15 protein-coding genes are annotated in these 16,362 nt (G+C 64.2%); 11 read left to right on the forward strand and 4 right to left on the reverse strand.

What is annotated here, in order from left to right:
- Positions 1-20 precede the first annotated feature (20 nt).
- Together ACYG97_RS00170 and ACYG97_RS00175 are read right to left on the reverse strand one after the other, a co-directional pair.
- Positions 21-1,514, reverse strand: a complete 1,494-nt coding sequence (locus ACYG97_RS00170) for an NAD-dependent succinate-semialdehyde dehydrogenase (protein WP_023732238.1) — start codon at positions 1,512-1,514, stop codon at positions 21-23.
- A gap of 129 nt (positions 1,515-1,643) precedes the next feature.
- On the reverse strand, positions 1,644-2,132 hold the full coding sequence (locus tag ACYG97_RS00175; RefSeq protein ID WP_023732237.1) for an Lrp/AsnC family transcriptional regulator: 489 nt from the start codon (positions 2,130-2,132) through the stop codon (positions 1,644-1,646).
- Between the two features lie 82 nt (positions 2,133-2,214).
- On the opposite strand from ACYG97_RS00175, the gene ehuR reads away from it, so the two are divergent.
- The 10 genes from ehuR (at position 2,215) to doeB (ending at position 12,199) form a co-directional block, all read left to right on the forward strand.
- Positions 2,215-3,600, forward strand: coding sequence for a MocR-like ectoine utilization transcription factor EhuR (ehuR, locus tag ACYG97_RS00180; RefSeq protein ID WP_023732236.1), 1,386 nt, complete (start codon positions 2,215-2,217; stop codon positions 3,598-3,600).
- A 124-nt stretch (positions 3,601-3,724) separates the two neighbouring features.
- Entirely contained in the window at positions 3,725-4,510 is a 786-nt protein-coding gene (gene ehuA / locus ACYG97_RS00185) for an ectoine/hydroxyectoine ABC transporter ATP-binding protein EhuA (RefSeq protein WP_023682675.1), read from the forward strand.
- Between the two features lie 63 nt (positions 4,511-4,573).
- Positions 4,574-5,425, forward strand: coding sequence for an ectoine/hydroxyectoine ABC transporter substrate-binding protein EhuB (ehuB, locus tag ACYG97_RS00190; protein ID WP_023682674.1), 852 nt, complete (start codon positions 4,574-4,576; stop codon positions 5,423-5,425).
- Positions 5,426-5,631: 206 nt separating this feature from the next.
- Positions 5,632-6,291, forward strand: coding sequence for an ectoine/hydroxyectoine ABC transporter permease subunit EhuC (gene ehuC / locus ACYG97_RS00195; RefSeq protein ID WP_023732235.1), 660 nt, complete (start codon positions 5,632-5,634; stop codon positions 6,289-6,291).
- A 16-nt stretch (positions 6,292-6,307) separates the two neighbouring features.
- Positions 6,308-6,967 carry an ectoine/hydroxyectoine ABC transporter permease subunit EhuD gene (gene ehuD / locus ACYG97_RS00200; protein WP_023732234.1) on the forward strand — a complete coding sequence of 220 codons (660 nt, stop codon included), beginning with the start codon at positions 6,308-6,310 and terminating at the stop codon, positions 6,965-6,967.
- Between the two features lie 8 nt (positions 6,968-6,975).
- Complete coding sequence (eutA, locus tag ACYG97_RS00205; protein WP_023732233.1) at positions 6,976-7,755, forward strand: ectoine utilization protein EutA; 780 nt, start codon at positions 6,976-6,978, stop codon at positions 7,753-7,755.
- Between the two features lie 5 nt (positions 7,756-7,760).
- Entirely contained in the window at positions 7,761-8,747 is a 987-nt protein-coding gene (gene eutB / locus ACYG97_RS00210) for a hydroxyectoine utilization dehydratase EutB (protein WP_023732232.1), read from the forward strand.
- Positions 8,748-8,979: 232 nt separating this feature from the next.
- Positions 8,980-9,972 (forward strand): cyclodeaminase, encoded by a 993-nt coding sequence (locus ACYG97_RS00215; protein ID WP_023732231.1) that lies wholly within the window; start codon positions 8,980-8,982, stop codon positions 9,970-9,972.
- A 38-nt stretch (positions 9,973-10,010) separates the two neighbouring features.
- Positions 10,011-11,189 (forward strand): ectoine hydrolase DoeA, encoded by a 1,179-nt coding sequence (doeA, locus tag ACYG97_RS00220; protein ID WP_023732230.1) that lies wholly within the window; start codon positions 10,011-10,013, stop codon positions 11,187-11,189.
- Positions 11,190-11,194: 5 nt separating this feature from the next.
- Positions 11,195-12,199 (forward strand): N(2)-acetyl-L-2,4-diaminobutanoate deacetylase DoeB, encoded by a 1,005-nt coding sequence (gene doeB, locus ACYG97_RS00225; protein ID WP_023732229.1) that lies wholly within the window; start codon positions 11,195-11,197, stop codon positions 12,197-12,199.
- A 24-nt stretch (positions 12,200-12,223) separates the two neighbouring features.
- Here the strand turns inward: doeB and ACYG97_RS00230 are convergent, their stop codons facing one another.
- On the reverse strand, positions 12,224-13,720 hold the full coding sequence (locus ACYG97_RS00230) for an aldehyde dehydrogenase family protein (protein ID WP_023732228.1): 1,497 nt from the start codon (positions 13,718-13,720) through the stop codon (positions 12,224-12,226).
- A 542-nt stretch (positions 13,721-14,262) separates the two neighbouring features.
- On the reverse strand, positions 14,263-15,780 hold the full coding sequence (locus tag ACYG97_RS00235; protein WP_031261859.1) for a winged helix-turn-helix domain-containing tetratricopeptide repeat protein: 1,518 nt from the start codon (positions 15,778-15,780) through the stop codon (positions 14,263-14,265).
- Between the two features lie 252 nt (positions 15,781-16,032).
- Between ACYG97_RS00235 and ACYG97_RS00240 the strand changes: the two genes are divergently transcribed.
- Positions 16,033-16,260, forward strand: coding sequence for a DUF1127 domain-containing protein (locus ACYG97_RS00240; RefSeq protein WP_023692229.1), 228 nt, complete (start codon positions 16,033-16,035; stop codon positions 16,258-16,260).
- Positions 16,261-16,362: the final 102 nt, after the last annotated feature.

The raw sequence follows: 16,362 nt of genomic DNA on the forward strand, positions 1-16,362 counted from the left end.
TGAGAGATGGCCGGACGGACTTATGCGACGTCCAGGCAGAGGTACTTCAGATCGGCGAAAGCTTCGAGCCCATGGCGCGAGCCTTCGCGGCCGATGCCGGATTGCTTGACGCCGCCGAATGGGATCGGCGCGCCGGTGATCTTGACGCGGTTGATAGCGACCATGCCGTAGTCGAGCGCGCGGCCCAGGCGCTGCTGGCGGGCGCCGTTCTCGGTAACGATATAGGCGACCAGGCCATATTCTGTGGCGTTGGCACGGGCGATCACTTCGTCCTCACTGTCGAACGGCGTGACGGCGGCGACCGGCCCAAAGGTCTCCTCGCGCATGATCAGCGCTTCGTCGCTGACATCGGCCAGCAGCGTCGGCTGGTAGAACAGCGGCCCGGCCTGATGCCGCTTGCCGCCGGTGAGACAGCGCGCGCCACGAGCGATGGCATCGGCGACCTGCTCTTCGACCTTTGCGACGGCACGCTCATGCATCAGCGGCCCGATGTCGATCTTGTCGGTAAGGCCGTTGCCGGTGCGCAGCGCCTCGATACGCCTGGCAAAAGCGGCGCAGAAGCGATCGTAGATCGGGCGCTGGACGTAGATGCGGTTGGCGGCGAGGCAGTCCTGGCCGGAGGTGGCGAATTTGGCATCGATGGCGATGCTCACCGCCTTGTCCAGATCGGTATCGGCAAAGACGATCAGCGGCGCGTGGCCCCCAAGCTCCATCACCAGCCGCTTCATCGTCGGCGCGCTTTGCGCCGCGATCAGCCGGCCGATCTCGGTCGAGCCGGTGAAGCTTATGGCGCGAACGCGCGGGTCCTCGCACATGCGACCGACAATGGCAGCAGCCTTGCCGGTGATGACATTGAAGACGCCGGCGGGCAGGCCGGCGCGCTCGCCGAGTTCAGCCAGCGCCAGCGCCGACAGCGGCGTCTCCGAGGATGGGTGTGCGACGATGGTGCAGCCGGCGGCGAGTGCGGCGGCCGCCTTGCGGGTCAGCATCGCCGCCGGAAAATTCCAGGGCGTGACGACGCCGACAACGCCGAGCGGCTCGCGCCGCACCATCATTTCGGCATCAGGCAGATGACTGGTGACGCTCTCGGCGTTGAGGCGCTTTGCCTCTTCGGCATACCATTCGACGAAGGAGGCGGCGTAGTCGATTTCGCCAAACGATTCCTGCAGCGGCTTGCCCTGTTCCAGTGTCATCAGCAGGGCCAGATCATCCTTGGCTGCAATGATCAGCTCGAACCATTTTCGCAGAATTTTGGACCGCTCCTGCGGCAGCAACGAACGCCAAGCCGGAAAGGCACGTGCGGCGGCGTCGATTGCTTTGGTCGTCTGCCCGGCATCGAGCGCCGCGACAAATGCGACAGTGGTGCCGGTCGCCGGATCGGTAACCTCGAAACTCTTCGCCGCTCCGCTTGCCGTCCAGTGACCGTCGACATAGGCGAGCTCGCGCAGCAGCCGGCGGTCGGAGAGGCGGTCGAGCGCCTCATGGCGATGCGAGCGGGCAAAATGCGCGGACATGGTCGAGGCCTCCCGGTTCGGACGATGCGGGAAGACTATCCGTCACATACAGACAGAGAGACTGTTTCGACGCCCTGAAGGAGAGAGACTCTCTCTATTGTGCCGTCCCGACAGACATTCTCTCCGGGCTTATGCCGACGCCGGCAGCAGGTCGGATATCGGTAGCACGATTTCGTCCTTCACCGTCTTGGTGACGATGTAGGTGAAGTAGCGGTCGATGCCGATCTCGCGCTCCAGCAGGCCGTCGACCAGCCGCTGATAGGCGTCGATGTCGCGCGTCATCACCTTCACCACATAGTCGACGCCGCCGCCCACCGACCAGCAGGCGACGATTTCGGGGATATCGCGGATGACGCGTTCGAAGCGATCGAAATCGGCCTGGCGATGGCTGGCCAGCGTCACCTCCATCAGCACGGTGGCGACCGGCGCCACGACGCGCATGGCGATCCTGGCGTGGTAGCCCGAGACGATGCCGGCCTTCTCCAGCTTGCGCAGCCGCATCCAGCACGGCGTCGGCGACAGCCCGACCTGTTCGGCCAGCGCCAGCTTGGTGATGCGCCCGTCGCGCTGGATGGCGTCGAGTATCCTGAGGTCGACCGCGTCGAGTTTCGATGTCATCGGCGTCCGCTTTTTGTCGGCATCACCATGACGGCGCATTATTTCGATTGTCAATTGCACTGATTTCGATCTCTATTAAGTCATGACATTATGGCAACCCGACCCTGCGCTCCTCCGCCGGCCAGCCTATCAATCGCTGGCCGACCAGTTCGCCCGCGCCATTCATGACGGGCGGCTGGCCAATGGCGCGCGGCTGCCAACGCATCGAAGGCTGGCAGACGATTTAAAACTGTCGGTGCAGACGGTCAGCCGCGCCTACGAAGAACTGATCCGGCGCGGCCTGATTTCGGGCGAGATCGGCCGCGGCAGCTTTGTCCAGACGCAGCGCCGTGAACCGGAGCCGCCCTATCTGCCGGAGCGCCTCGGCGAGGTCATCGACCTATCGATCCTGAAGCCGGTCTGCGAGCCGATGCATCTGGAGCGGCTGAAGCAGGCGCTGGGCTGGCTGGCCGAAAACCTGCCATCGAGTTCGGCGCTGTCGTTTCGGCCCAACATGGTGTTTCCGCGCCACCGCGCGGTGGCGGTCGAATGGCTGAAACTGTGCGGGCTTGACGTCTCCGCGCAGAATATCAGCCTGACCAACGGCGCCACTGCTGGGATGACCGTAGCGCTGATGAGCGTGGCGCCGCCGGGCTCGACCGTCGCCACCGAGGCTATCGGCCACCACACGCTGGTGCCGCTGGCGCGCTATCTCGGCTTCAACCTGGAAGGCCTGCCGATCGACGGCAATGGCCTGATCCCGGAGGCGTTGGACGAGGTCTGCCGGCTCACCGACATTCGCGCGGTATTCGTGCAACCGTCGGTGATCAACCCGACGGCGACGCTGATGGACGCTCGGCGGCGCGAAGAGATCGCCGCGGTCGCGCGCAAGCACGACATCGCCATCATCGAGAACGATGTGCTGGGTCCGCTGGTCGAGGACCGGCCGCCGCCGGTCGCCGCCTTTGCGCCGGAGCGCACGCTCTACGTCACTTCCTTCACCAAGATCACCGTACCTGGCCTGCGCATCGGCTATCTCGCGGCGCCCGACCGCTATGTCGCCGCCGTTGCCAACCGGCATCTGGTGTCGAACTGGATGGCGACGCCGCTGGTGGCCGAGATCGCCACCAAATGGGTGACCGACGGCACGGCGATGGAACTCGTTCGCTGGCAGCGCGCGGCATTGCGCCGCCGCCAGGACATCGCAGCCGAGGTGCTGGGCGGGGTTGGTTATCGCGCCAGGCGCGACGGGCTGCATGTCTGGTTGCAACTGCCCGCGGACCGTGCCGAGGAAAGCTTCGTCGCCCAGGCCCGCCTGCAAGGCGTGGCGATCGCGCCCGGCACCTCCTTCCGCATCTCCGATGCGCCCTGGCATCCGGCGGTGCGCATCTCGCTCGGCTCGACCACCGAGGGGGAACTGCGCGCCGGCCTCGGCGTTGTCACCAAGTTGCTGCTTGGCGATCCGGAGCATCTGCTGCTCGCAATCTAAGCGGGAATTGCTCTGGAATCATGCAGTGCCGGAAATATTGTCATGATTTTATTTTCCCAATTGACATGATTTGGCGCGTTCCGCATCGTTAAGGGCACAGGCTTCTCCAGCAGGGGAAATTCATTTGTCCTCACCCATCATCAAGGTCGACGCCATTTCGAAGAGCTTCGGCTCGTTCAAGGTACTGGACGGCCTGTCGATGCAGGTCATGCCCGGCGAGAAGCTGGCGCTGATCGGCCCGTCCGGCTCGGGCAAGACGACGATCCTGCGAATCCTGATGACGCTGGAGAAGATCGACGGCGGCCATATCCAGATCGATGGCGAGCAGCTCTATCACATGGAGCGCAACGGCCAGCTGCTGCCCGCCGACGAGCGGCACCTGACCAAGATGCGGCAGAAGATCGGCATGGTCTTCCAGCTGTTCAATCTGTTTCCGCACAAATGCGTCATGGATAACGTCACGCTGGCGCCGATGCTGACCAAGGGCACGCCTCGCGCCGCCGCTGAAAAGCGGGCCATGGAACTGCTCGACATGGTCGGCATGGCCGACAAGGCGAAGTCGATGCCGGCGCAATTGTCCGGTGGCCAGAAGCAGCGCGTGGCGATTGCCCGCGCGCTGGCCCTGTCGCCCAAGATCATGCTGTTCGACGAAGTGACCTCGGCGCTCGATCCGGAGCTGGTCGAGGAGGTGATGAACGTCATGCGCAAGCTCGCGGCCGAGACCGACATGACCATGCTGCTGGTCACCCACGAGATGGGCTTTGCCCATGACTTCGCCGACCGCGTGCTGTTTTTCGACCGCGGCAAGATCGTCGAAGAGGGCAAACCCGACGAGATTTTCCGCCATCCCAAGCAGGAGCGCACGCAAGGCTTCCTGAAGAAGATCATCGCGGCCGGACATCGTGTCTGACCGCTTTGCGGGGCGGAAGACCGCCCCAGACAAAACCAAGAAGACAACAAGGAGTTGGGAACAATGAAGAAACTTGGCATTCTGGCCGGCGTCGCCGGTCTCGCACTGACGGCGGTGCTCGCCGCGTCGAGCACCGGTTCGGCCGATGACAGCAAGCTCGAGCAATTGAAGGCGCAGGGCTTTGCCCGCGTCGCGATCGCCAACGAGCCGCCCTATACGGCGGTCGCCGCCGACGGCAAAGTTTCGGGTGCGGCGCCCGACGTGGCGCGCGAGGTCTTCAAGCGTCTCGGTGTTGCCGACATCGTCGCTTCGATCTCCGAATATGGCGCGATGATCCCCGGCCTGCAGGCCGGCCGCTTCGACGTCGTCACCGCCGGCCTGTTCATGAAGCCGGAGCGTTGCGCGGCGGTCGTCTATTCCGAGCCGGTGCTGTGCGACGCCGAGGCGATGCTGGTGAAGAAGGGCAATCCGAAGGGCTTCAAGAGCTACGAGGACGTCGCCAAGGACACGTCAGCCACCATCGGTGCGCCCGGTGGCGGCACCGAGGAGAAGCTGGCGCTCAACGCCGGCGTGCCGCGCGAGCGCGTCATCGTCGTGCCGGACGGCCAGAGCGGCCTGAAGATGCTGCAGGACGGTCGCATCGATGCCTATTCGCTTCCCGTCCTGTCGATCAACGACCTCGTCAAGAAAGCCAACGATCCGAACCTCGAAGTCATCGCCCCGGTGGTCGGCGCGCCGGTCTATTGCGACGGCGCCGCCTTCAAGAAAGGCGATGAGGCCCTGCGCGATGCCTTCGATGTCGAGCTCGCCAAGCTGAAGAAATCCGGCGAGTTCGCCAAGATCATCGAGCCCTACGGCTTCTCGGCCGCAGCCGCGATGTCGACCACGCGGGACAAGCTCTGCGCGGCGAAATAGCGCCGTTTTTGCCTTCTCCCTGTTCACGGGGAGAAGGTGGCCCGAAGGGCCGGATGAGGGGCGGCGCCAGGTTCTGAGAATTTAGCGCTGCCCCTCATCTGCCTGCCCGTCCTCCGCAGCAGCTGCGCTGCAGCTTCGGAGGGTGGACTGGCATCTTCTCTCCGTGAACGGGGAGAAGGAAGCTAACCGCCAACGTTGGAACCCGAATGACCCAGTGGTCCGGCTACCTCGGCCTGATATTGCAGGGAGCGCTTGTCACCATCGAGCTGACGCTGATGGGGTCGGTGCTCGCCCTGATCATGGCCTTCCTCGCCGGCATGGGCCGCGTGTCGCGCTTCTTTGCGCTGCGCTGGCTGGCCACCGCCTATATAGAATTCTTCCGCGGCACCTCGATCTTCGTGCAGCTGTTCTTTGCCTATTTCGTGTTGCCGTTGATCGGCCTCGAACTGGCCCCCCTGCAGGCGGGTGTGCTGGCGCTGGGCCTCAATGTCGGCGCCTATGCGGCCGAGGTGGTACGCGGCGCCATCCAGTCGGTCGGCCGCGAACAATATGAGGCCTGCATCGCGCTCAACCTCGGCCGCTGGCAAGGCATGCGCCACGTCATCCTGCCGCAGGCGCTGCTGGTCATGCTGCCGACCTTCGGCAACAATGCCATCGAACTGCTCAAGGCGACCTCCGTGGTGTCGCTGATCTCGCTCGCCGATCTCACCTTTCAGGCGCAGGTCGTGCGCTCGCAGACCGGCAACACGCTGGCGCCGTTCACCACCATCCTGATCATCTATTTCGCCCTGGCGCTGATCATCTCCTGGGGCGTGCGTTCTCTGGAACGCCGCATGGCGCGCGGCCTCGACGGGGTGCGCGTCTGATGGCCGGAGCTTCCTGATGGATTGGGATTGGAACTTCGTTTGGGAAATCCTGCCAACGCTGATCCAGGGCGTGAAGATCACCATCCTGGCGACGCTGCTCGGCTCGGTGCTGGCCGCGATTGTGGGGCTGGGCATCGCGCTGGCGCGACGCTCGCTCAACAAGGTCCTGTCACGCAGCATCGGCTGGGCGGCCGAATTCATCCGCGGCACGCCACTTCTGGTGCAACTTTATTTCATCTTCTATGTCCTGCCGGATTTCGGCATCCTTTTGCCGCCCTTGGTCGCCGGCGTCATCGGGCTCGGCCTGCACTACGGCACCTACACGGCGGAAGTTTATCGCGCCGGCATCGACAACGTGCCGCGCGGCCAGTGGGAGGCGGCCAAGGCCTGCAATCTGAGCGCCACGCAGACCTGGACCAACATCATCATTCCGCAAGCGATCCCACCGATGATCCCGGCTTTGGCCAACTATTTCATCGCCATGTTCAAGGAGACGCCGCTGCTGTCGGCGATCACCGTGCTGGAGCTGATGAACCAGGCCAAGAGCGTCGCCAACACCTACTACCGCTACATTGAGCCGATCACGCTGGTCGGCGCTTTCTTCCTCGTCATCAGCCTCTTCTCGGTCGTGCTGCTGCGCTGGCTGGAACATCGCTACGGCAAGATCGAAAGGTAATTCTCAAGATGAAACCGCTGCCCGAAATCAGGCTGATGCCGACAAGGCCGGCGCTCGATGCGCGCCCGCTGGAAAAGCGCGTCGGCCTGATCATCCTTGCCACCGACCACACCAGCGAACCGGATTTCCGCCGCATGGTGGCGAGCGAGCGGGTCGGCGTCTATGTCGCGCGCATTCCCTACAAGAATCCGACGACGCCGGAAAACCTTCGCAAGATGCAGCCCGAGCTGGCGGCGGGTGCGGCGTTGATCCTGCCCGACGAAAACCTCGACGCGATCTGCTACTCCTGCACCTCGGCCTCGGTAGTGATTGGCGACGCTGAAATCGAGGCCGCGATCCAGTCTGCCAAGCCGGGTGTTCCCGTGGTCACGCCGCCGATGGCCGGCGTGCGCGGGCTGCAGGCGCTGGGCGCGAAAAAGATCAGCATCCTCACCCCTTACACCGTCGAAACCTCCAGGCCGATGGCGACGTATTTCGGCGAGCGCGACTTTGAGATCGTCAGCTTCACCTGCCTCGGCTTCGAGGACGATCGCGAGATGGCGCGCATTGCGCCGGCAGCGATCGTCGACCTGGCTCGTGAGGCGACGCATGCGCAGGCCGATGCACTGTTCGTGTCCTGCACCGCATTGCGCGGAGCGCTCGCGGTTCCCGGCATTGAACAGGCGATCGACCGCCCGGTCGTCACCAGCAATCAGGCGAGCGCCTGGAATTGTTTGCGGTTGTGTGGCGACGGGACGTCGCATCCCGAATTTGGCCGTCTGATGACGCTGCCTTTGCCGCGCGGTTGACGATCATGACGACAGTCACCCTTAACGATATTCGTGCCGCCCGGGAGCGAATTGCCGGCAAAATCGAACGCACGCCGACAGGGTTATCTCACAGCCTTTCCGAACGACTGGGCATCCCCGTCCACCTCAAGCTTGAACACCGCCAGACCACCGGCAGCTTCAAGCTGCGCGGCGCCTCGAATGCCATTGCTTCGCTGAGCGCCGAGGAGAAGGCGCGCGGCGTGGTCGCGGCGTCGACCGGCAATCATGGCCGTGCGTTGGCCCATGCCGCGAAGCTGGAAGGCATGCGCGCGGTGATCTGCATGTCGCGACTGGTGCCGGGCAACAAGCTCGACGAAATCCGTCGGCTTGGCGCGGATGTCCGCATCATCGGCAACAGTCAGGACGAGGCGCAGCAGGAGGTCGAACGGCTGGTGGCGCAGGAGGGACTGGTGATGCTGCCGCCCTTCGACCACCCGGCCATCATCGCCGGGCAAGGCACGCTCGGACTGGAGATGATCGAGCAGGTCCCGGACGCCGCTCTCGTCCTGGTGCAACTCTCAGGTGGTGGACTCGCCTCGGGCATCGCCGCCGCCGTCAAGGGCGTCAGCCCCGGGACAAAAATCATCGGCGTTTCGATGGCGCGTGGTGCTGCGATGAAGGCGAGCCTAGATGCCGGTCGCCCGGTCGAGGTGGAAGAACTGCCGACGCTGGCGGATTCGCTCGGCGGCGGCATCGGTCTCGACAACCGGTTGACCTTCGCCATGTGCCGCGATCTGCTCGACGACGTCATCCTGCTCAGCGAGGACGAGATCGCCGCCGGCATCCGCCATGCCTATGAACAGGAGCGCGAGATCGTCGAAGGCGCCGGCGCGGTCGGCATCGCCGCGCTGCTTGCCGGGAAGGTCAAGGCGACCGGGCCGGTGGTCGTTCTTCTCTCGGGCCGCAATATCGACATGAACACGCATCGCAAGATCGTCTGCGGTGACGCAATCGCGGAGCGCGCGGCATGAAAACTCTCCCACGCCGAATTCCCGCCCACCCCCCTCTGTCCTGCCGGACATCTCCCCCGCAAGGGGGGAGATCGGCAGCTTCGATGCGGTCGCTATTCTTGCTGCGCTGGAGATTGGCGAAGGCAGGAGTGCAGTCCAATCTCCCCCCTTGCGGGGGAGATGGCCGGCAGGCCAGAGGGGGGTGTGACGGAACACTATCCTTCGTGGTGCGCGCTAGTACGGAGCGCGACACATGAGTCCGATGACCATCCTCACCGAGAAGGAACTGCGCACAATCGTGCCGCTCGATCTCGACGCGGTCGCCTGCGTCGAAAACGCTTTCCGCGCGCTCGCCACATTGCCGGTGGCGATGCCGCCGATCCTGCGGTTGGACATTCACGAGCAGCGCGGCGAGGTGGATGTGAAGTCCGCCTATGTGCCTGGAATAGACGGTTTCGCCGTCAAGATAAGCTCCGGCTTCTTCGACAATCCGAAGCTCGGTCTGCCCAGCGGGGGCGGCATGATGGTGTTGCTCTCGGCAAGAACCGGTGTGGTCGAGGCGCTGCTGCTGGACAATGGCTATCTCACAGATGTCCGCACCGCTGCTGCCGGCGCCGTCGCGGCGAAGCATCTGTCGCGGCCGGATTCGTCCGTCGCCGCAATCTTCGGCGCCGGCGTGCAAGCCGGGCTGCAACTCGAAGCACTCATGTTGGTGCGGCCGATCGCCGAGGCACGTATCTGGGCGCGCGATGCGGTCAAGGCGCAGACGGCCGCAGGCGCGCTGCGCGAAAAGCTCGGCATTCTCGTGCGCGCCGAGCCGGATGCAGCCAAAGCAACCATCGGCGCCGACATCATCGTCACCACCACGCCGTCGACCGAGCCGCTGATCAAGGCCGGCTTTGTCGTTGCCGGGCAGCACATCACCGCCATGGGCTCGGATGCCGAACACAAGAACGAGATCGCGCCGGCGATCCTGCGCATGGCCGATCTCTATGTCGCCGACAGCGCCAAGCAGACACGGCGTCTGGGAGAACTGCATCACGCCATCGCATCGGGCGTGATGGGAGCCGATGCCGCGGTCACCGAACTCGGCCAGATCATCGCCGGCGAACGGCACGGAAGGCGCTCACCCAGCGATATCACCATTGCCGACCTCACCGGCACCGGCGTGCAGGATACGGCGATCGCCACGCTCGCTCGCGACCGGGCGCGGGCGGCCAATGCCGGAACCATTTTTGAAAGCTGATGCTGGTCGCAAGGCCCAACAAACGAGGACCAAGAACAATGCAACCGAACCTGAAATTCTCGCGCGCCGAATTTGCGGATCGCCTCGCCAAGACGCGCAAAGCCATGGAGGTGAAGGGCGTCGATCTCCTGGTTGTCAGCGACCCATCCAACATGGCCTGGCTGACCGGCTATGATGGCTGGTCGTTCTATGTGCATCAGGCGGTGATCGTGCCACCATCGGGCGAGCCGGTCTGGTACGGCCGCGGCCAGGATGCCAATGGCGCCAAGCGCACCGCCTATCTCGCGCATGACAACATCGTCGGCTATGCCGACCACTACGTGCAGTCGACCGAGCGCCACCCGATGGATTTTTTGGCCAGAGTGCTCAGTGATCGCGGCTGGGGCAAGCTGACCATCGGGGTCGAGATGGACAATTACTGGTTCTCGGCTGCCGCCTTCGCCGCGTTGCAGAAGCACCTGCCCAACGCCCGCTTCGTCGACGCGACAGCGCTGGTCAACTGGCAGCGCGCCGTGAAAAGTTCAACCGAGATCGACTATATGCGCAAGGCGGCTCGGATCGTCGAAGCCATGCACCAGCGCATCGTCGACAAGATCGAAGTAGGCATGCGCAAATGCGATCTGGTCGCCGAGATCTACGATGCCGGCACGCGCGGTGTCGATGGCGTCGGCGGCGACTATCCGGCGATCGTGCCGCTGCTGCCGTCGGGCGCCGACGCCTCGGCGCCGCATCTCACCTGGGACGACCAGCCGATGAAGTCGGGCGAGGGCACCTTCTTCGAGATCGCCGGCTGCTACAACCGCTACCATTGCCCGCTGTCGCGCACCGTCTTTCTCGGCAAGCCGACACAGGAATTCCTCGATGCCGAGAAGGCGACACTGGAAGGCATGGAGGCGGGGCTGGCGGCGGCAAAGCCCGGCAATGCCTGTGAGGACATCGCCAACGCCTTTTTCGCCGTGTTGAAGAAATATGGCATCGTCAAGGACAACCGCACCGGCTATTCCATCGGTCTCTCCTATCCGCCGGATTGGGGCGAACGCACCATTAGCCTGCGCCCCGGCGACCGCACCGAACTCAAGCCCGGCATGACCTTCCATTTCATGACCGGGCTGTGGCTGGAGACGATGGGACTGGAAATCACCGAATCCATCCTGATCACCGAAACCGGTGTAGAGTGCCTCGCCAATGTACCGCGCAAACTGGTGGTGAAGAATTGAGCCCGATGCCTAGCCTCCGCCCATCTCCGATCGCGCCGACCGTCGATTTCGACAAGGACGGCGTGCAACATGGTTTCCTGCGCCTGCCCTACAGCCGCGACGACTCGGCGTGGGGCTCGGTGATGATCCCGATCTGCGTCATCCGCAACGGCAAGGGGCCGACTGCCCTGCTCACCGGCGGCAACCATGGCGACGAGTATGAGGGGCCGCTGGCGCTCTACGATCTCGCCCGCACGCTCAATCCCAAACAGGTCAGCGGCACGGTGATCATCGTGCCGGCGATGAACTATCCGGCCTTCCGCGCCGGCACCCGGACATCGCCGATCGACAAGGGCAACATGAACCGCAGCTTTCCCGGCCGTCCCGACGGCACGGTGACCGAGAAGATCGCCGACTACTTTCAACGCGAACTGCTGCGTCGCGCCGACCTCGTCTTCGATTTCCACTCCGGCGGCAGGACGCTGGATTTCGTGCCCTTCTGTGCCGCCCACACGGTGCCCGACAAGGCGCTGGAGCAGAAAGCCTTCGACGCGGTCGCCGCGTTCTCGGCCCCGTTCTCGATGCGCATGATCGAGATTGACTCCGTCGGCATGTATGACACGGCGGCCGAGGAAATGGGCAAGGTCTTCGTCAGCACCGAGCTTGGCGGGGGCGGCACCTCGCGTGCCCAGACCGTGCGGATCGCGCGGCGCGGCATCAGCAATGTGCTGCGCCATGCCGGCATTGTTGATGGTGCGGTCGAGAAGGGCAGAACTCAGTGGCTCGACATGCCGTCAGGCGATTGTTTCTCCTTCGCCGAGGAGGACGGCATGATCGAAACCATGGTCGATCTCGGCGAGCCTGTGAAAGAAGGCTCGGTGCTGGCGCGCATCCATTCCACCGGCCGCACCGGCATCGCTCCGCAGGAAATCCGGGCAAAAATGTCCGGCATTCTGGCGGCGCGGCATTTCCCCGGCCTGGTCAAAGCCGGTGACTGCGCCGCCGTCCTGGCCGTTGTGGTTTCATCGTGATTCGCAGAGTACGCCGCGCGAATATCAGTCGGTCTGGATCCAGACCGACTTGGTCTCCAGATACTCGTGCAGATGCTCGATGCCGCCCTCGCGGCCATAACCCGACATCTTCGTGCCGCCGAACGGCACCGCCGGGTCGATGGCATGGTACATGTTGACCCAGACCGAGCCGGCCTTGACGCGGCGCGCAAGCTTGTGCGCGGTGCCCAGATGTGTCGTGAAGATGCCGGCGGCCAGGCCATAGGGCGTCGCATTGGCACGCGCCACCGCTTCGTCGAGCGTGTCGAAGGGCATCGCCGAAATGACCGGGCCGAAAATCTCCTCGCGCGCGATGGTCATCTGGTCCGACACGGCGCCGAAGACCGTCGGCGCAATGAAGTTGCCGCCATCGTAGAGCTCGCCGGTCAGCCGCGAGCCGCCGGCGACCAGTTCGGCGCCTTCGTCGCTGCCGGCCCTGATATAGCCCTCCACCTTGGCTGCCTGCCTGGCATTGATGAGCGGTCCGATTTCCGTCTCTGCCTCGATGCCATGGCCGATCCGCAGTCTGCCGGCGAAATCGGCGAGCCGGCGGACGAACTCGTCATGGATTTCGCGCGCCACGAACAGCCGCGAGCCGGCAATGCAGATCTGGCCCGAATGCACGAACACCGCCATCGCCGCGATCGGAACAGCCTTGTCGATGTCGGCGTCGCGGCAGACGATGATCGGCGACTTGCCGCCGAGTTCCAGCGAAACGCGCTTGAGGTTGGCCACGGCTGCCCGCGCGATGGCCTGGCCGGTCAGCGTCGATCCGGTGAAAACGATCTTGTTGACGTCTGGATGTTCGGCGAGCCGCGCACCGGCTTCGGCCCCGGTGCCGGTGACGACGTTGACGACGCCGTCGGGCACGCCGGCTTCCTGCATCAGTTGCGCGATCAGCAGCGGCGTCAGCGACGCATCCTCGGACGGTTTCAGCACGATGGTGCAGCCTGTCGCCAGCGCCGGCGCGATCTTCCAGATCGAGGCGGCGGTCGGCGCGTTCCAGGGAATGATCGCACCAACGACGCCCACCGGCTCGCGCCGGGTGAAGGTGACGATCTCGCCGGGAATCGAATTGTCGATCGTCTCGCCATGCAGCGCCGTCGCCATGCCGGCATAGAAGCGCAGCATGCCGATGACGCGGCGCCGGTTGGCGAGCGTGCGCGTGATCGGCAGCCCCATATCGAGCGTGTCGGAAACGCTGAGCTCTTCCCAATGCGTCTCGAAGAGATCGGCGATCCTGAGCAGCACGCACTGCCGCTCGTAGGGCGAGAATTTGGACCATGGGCCTTCGAAGGCCGCGCGCGCGGCGGCCACCGCCGAGTCGATATCGGCAGCCCCGCCGCGCGGCACTGTCGCCAGCACCTCGCCTGTTGCCGGATTGAGTGCCTGCATGCCGTGGCCGGACTGCGCCGCGACCCACTTGCCGCCAATGAACATCGGTCGGAATTCGCCATGGTAAAGCGCCGTGGCCTTCGCCTTCGGGTCGAAGTTCAGCGTCATCTCTTCCTCCTCGCAATTCCGTGGCGACTATTACTCCCGCCGCCGACCTCAAACAAGGAAAGCTAAAGGGCGCTCAGATAACCAGGTTGTGCGGGTGACTTCCGATCACGCGAGCAACAAGAAACAGACAGCCGCTAGAGCATGATCCCGAAAAGTGGGAACCGGCTTTCGGAAAAGATCGTGCTTCGACAAACGGCATCTAGAAAAATCATCCGGCATCTAGAAAAATCATCGCGAGTTGTCGGAGCGCGTCGCTGAAAGCTCAACGAGGCAAGCCGATCATTGCCCACGGCGACCGCGATGCCGGCATTGCAGACGAGAGCGCAACAGGTAGTCGCCCGCCGCCACCCAGCGCTCACCCGCGGCCGGATCGATCGTTCCAGCCGGCTTCACCGTGACAGAGGTTTCGCGCGCCGCTTCGCTGCAATCGCTGTTGGATGACTGCTCGCGGAAGCAAGATCGGTCAGCGGCCTCGCGACTTGCAAACATTGGCAGTTGAGCCGCAACCGACGGTGCCTGCATCGATCGAGCACGCCGGTCCGTCACTCCGGAAGTCCGGCCTTTCGGAAGCCATCGACGAAATGGTCGAGCGTGGCAGTGTCGCGGAACGGCTCCGTCTCGACCCAGTGGCGGGTGGTGAAATGTGGGTTCGCGACAAGGAACAGGTCGACCTCGGCGCGCGCCTCGTCGATCCGGCCGAGTTGCGCAAGGCTTGCCGCAAGGAAACGGCGCGAGCTTGTCCGATACGTCTCGTCCCGGCGCGTCGTCTCGACGGCGGCTTCATAGTCGCGCGCCGCATATTGCGCCTGGCCGAGCGTCAGATAGTACCAGCTTGCCGGAAACGGGTTCAACCGGAACGCCTTGCCGATATAGTCGAGGCCGTCCTCGACGCGCCCGGCCAGGACCGCGATGTCGGACAATGTCGCCCAGGCATCGGCCTCGTTCGGGTCGAGCTCGAACGCCTTGGCAAATCCCACATCCGCTTCGTCGAATCTGCGCTCATAGGCAAGCAGGTTGGCAAGCACCCAGTGGCAGCCGGCATCGTTGGGATCGATCGCCACAGCCTTGCGCGCCAGTTCCAGGGCAAGGCCGCGGGCAGGCTCAATGGGCTCTCCCCAATGCACCCATCCCATCCAGTGGTTCATGGCAAGCCAGCGATAGGCTTCGGCATAGTCCGGATCGAGCGCAAGCGCGCGCGTCAGCAACAGATGCGCTTCGCGCGCCGTCTCCGGCGAGACGTCGATCAGGTTGCGGGCTCGCACGCACAGATCGTAGGCCTCGAGATTTCGGGGCCGGTTGCGCGGCAGCGGCGCGCGCAGCCGGCCAAGCAGCGCCTCGACGATCTTGGCCGTCACCTCGTCCTGAACGGCAAAAATATCTTCCAGGCCGCCATCGAAGCGGTCTGCCCACAAATGCTCGCCGCTCAGCGCGTCGACCAGCTGGGCGTTGATGCGCACGCGCCCGGCGGCGCGTCTGGCGCTGCCCTCCAAGAGATAGCGCACGCCAAGTTCCCTGGCGACCTCGCGCACATCCACCGCCTTGCCCTTGTAGGCAAAGGTCGAGTTGCGCGCGATGACGAACAGGCCGCCGATCCTCGACAGGTCGGTGATCAGGTCTTCGGTCAACCCGTCGGCGAAGGCTTCCTGCTCGGGGTCGTTGCTGAAATTGGCAAAGGGCAGCACGGCTATCGACGGTTTGGCGGGCAGCGGCAAAGCCTGTCGCTTCTCGTCGCCGAGCTGTTCGATGGCGCCGGCGAAGCGATAGCCGACGCGCGGAACGGTCGATATCCATTCTCCGCCGTTCGTGGCCGGACCCAGCAGCTTGCGCAATTGCGCAATCTGGACGGTGAGGTTGCCTTCCTCAACGGCGGTGCCTGGCCAGGCCGCATCCATCAACTCGGCCTTGGCCACGATCTCGCCGGGCCGGGCGACGAGCGCCGCCAGCAGCTGCAGTCCGCGGTGGCCGGCGGCGACGGGAACTTGGTCCCGAAGGAGCGTTCCCGCACCCGGATCAAGCACGAACGGACCAAAGGCAAAGCGCGATCCCTGCATAACGCGCATCTATAGAGCAATTCCAGGAAAGGTGTGAAGGCGGTTTTCCCACGGGAAAGCGCAGAGCGCTTCACGGACGTATGGCGTCAAAACAAGGAGTTGAGCACCTCGTCGTTTCGATGAATCGGCGAGGTGCTCTAACTGCTTTGGAACTTTTGAGAACTATTTGGCCGCGCTTAATTACGGCGCCGTCCGCATGCGGCAGAATTCAACCTCTTTCAAGCCGAGGGCTGTCGCCCCTCAAACCGAATGGAGGTTGCCATGAACGATACCCTTGCTTCTGCTCGTGCAGCCTTGCCGGAAAAGGCGGTGTCATCGGGCCGGCGTCCGACGGGCCCGCGGGGCATGATCGCGGCCTGGCGCGAGCGGATACGCTTTCGCTGGGACCTCAAGCAGATGGCGGAGGCCAATCCGCACCTGATCGACGATATCGGTCTGACCAGACGCCAGGTCGAGGCCGAAATCGTCAAACGCTTCTGGCAAGTGTGAGCTGATGTCGCGGATAAGACCCGCCCGCCTGTTTGGGCGTACCGCGGCGTTTTGCCGGCATTTGCACTTGCCGGAACGTGCCGATCCTGCTTCGAAGTCGGC

This window comes from Mesorhizobium sp. W067 (assembly GCF_054719525.1).